This window comes from Vreelandella halophila (genome assembly GCF_019903425.1).
Taxonomy (GTDB): Bacteria; Pseudomonadota; Gammaproteobacteria; order Pseudomonadales; family Oleiphilaceae; genus Halospina; species Halospina halophila.
Genome location: NZ_JACHUZ010000001.1, coordinates 1 through 1,635, shown reverse-complemented (window position 1 = coordinate 1,635; position 1,635 = coordinate 1). Strand labels below are relative to the sequence as shown.

At 57.3% G+C, this 1,635-nt stretch carries 1 protein-coding gene; it reads left to right on the top strand.

What is annotated here, in order from left to right; all coding sequences use genetic code 11:
* Nucleotides 1–47: 47 nt before the first annotated feature.
* Nucleotides 48–1,591, top strand: a protein-coding gene (locus tag H4I92_RS00005) for an IS3 family transposase (RefSeq protein WP_143512552.1) whose coding sequence is annotated in 2 segments (ribosomal slippage) — nt 48–519 and nt 519–1,591 — 1,545 coding nt in all. Because the reading frame shifts where the segments join, the coding sequence is not laid out codon by codon here.
* Nucleotides 1,592–1,635: the final 44 nt, after the last annotated feature.

The following is a 1,635-nucleotide window of genomic DNA, read 5'->3' as shown; positions in this document are numbered from 1 at the left end:
CCCTATGCGTCAAGGTAGTTGTCGCCTGATGATTTCAGAGGACAACCATGCCCCATTATTCACCGGAACGTAAGGAAGCCATCCTCCAGAAGATGGCGCCACCGCGCAGCTTGACTGTGGCCGAGTTGGCCAGCCAGGAAGGCATCAGTACGGTAACCTTGTACAATTGGCGTAAAGCCGCCAGAGAGCAAGGTGCCGTTTTGCCATCGAACTCAGCCACCCCCGAGAAGTGGAGTAGCGAAGAGAAGTTCCGCATTGTGCTGGAGACCGCCCCAATGACGGAGGCGGAGCTCGGTGAATATTGCCGCAAACACGGTCTGTACCCGGAGCAGATCGAGGCCTGGAAAGCCGCCTGTGCGGGGGCTAATGCCCAGTCTGATGAGCAGGCCAAAAGGAACCGGCAAGCGACCAAAGCCGAGAAGAAACGAACCAAAAAACTTGAGTCGGAATTGCGACGCAAGGACAAGGCGCTTGCGGAAACGGCGGCTCTGCTGACGCTGTCAAAAAAAGCCGAGGCGATCTGGGGCCCCAAAGACGAGGACGAATGACCAGCCTCCCGGATCGCCAGCAGGCCATTACTCTGATTGAACAAGCGCAGAGTAGCGGAGCCCGGCTGGAGAAGGCTTGTGCCTTGCTGAACCTGACTGTACGCACTTATCAGCGCTGGACGACTGACAAGGGTGTCAAAGCGGACCAGAGGCCATTGGTGCCCAGAGCGGCGCCGAGCAATAAACTGACGAACCAGGAGCGCCAGGCCGTGGTATCGCTGTGCAATCAGAAAGAATATCGAAGCTGCCCGCCGGCGTTTATCGTGGCCGATCAGCTGGATCAGGGACGCTACCTGGCCTCGGAGTCAACGTTCTATCGGGTTCTGCGTGAGTACGATCAGGTGCACCCCAGAGGCCGACAGAAAGCACCTGAGAGCAGGCGCCAAGCGACCACACACAAGGCGACACAACCAAACCAACTGTGGTCGTGGGATATCTCATGGTTACCGGGCCCGGCCAGAGGCACCTGGTTCTACCTGTACCTGATGCTGGATGTGTACAGCCGCAAGATCGTTGGCCATGAGGTCTACGACAGCGAAACCGGAGAGCTGGCCAGTGAGTTCATCGAAAAGGCGTACTGGCGTGAGCATCTGGCAACGAAGGACAAACCACTGGTGCTGCACTCGGACAATGGCAGCCCCATGAAGGCGTCGACCTTCCTGGAGAAACTGTACGACTTGGGCATTACGCCCTCGAAAAGCCGCCCCAGAGTGAGCAATGACAATGCCTACTCGGAGTCGCTGTTCAAAACGCTGAAGTTCCGCCCGGGGTTTCCGACAAACGGCTTCACAACAATCGAACAGGCCCGGGACTGGGTGTTGGCGTTCGTGCGTTGGTACAACACCGAGCATCGCCACAGCGCCCTGAATTACGTGACACCACAGCAGCGCCATAACGGCGAAGCTGACCAGATCCTGTTCCAGCGTCAACGGGTTATCGAGGCTGCGAAAGCTGAAAACCCGCGCCGCTGGTCCGGTGATATTCGAAAACTCAGCTTGCCGGAATCAGTGACTCTGAATCCGGAAACGGCGGTCAATTGTTAAAGAGCTGATGACTTAAACGCGACATCTACGTTGACAGACACCGG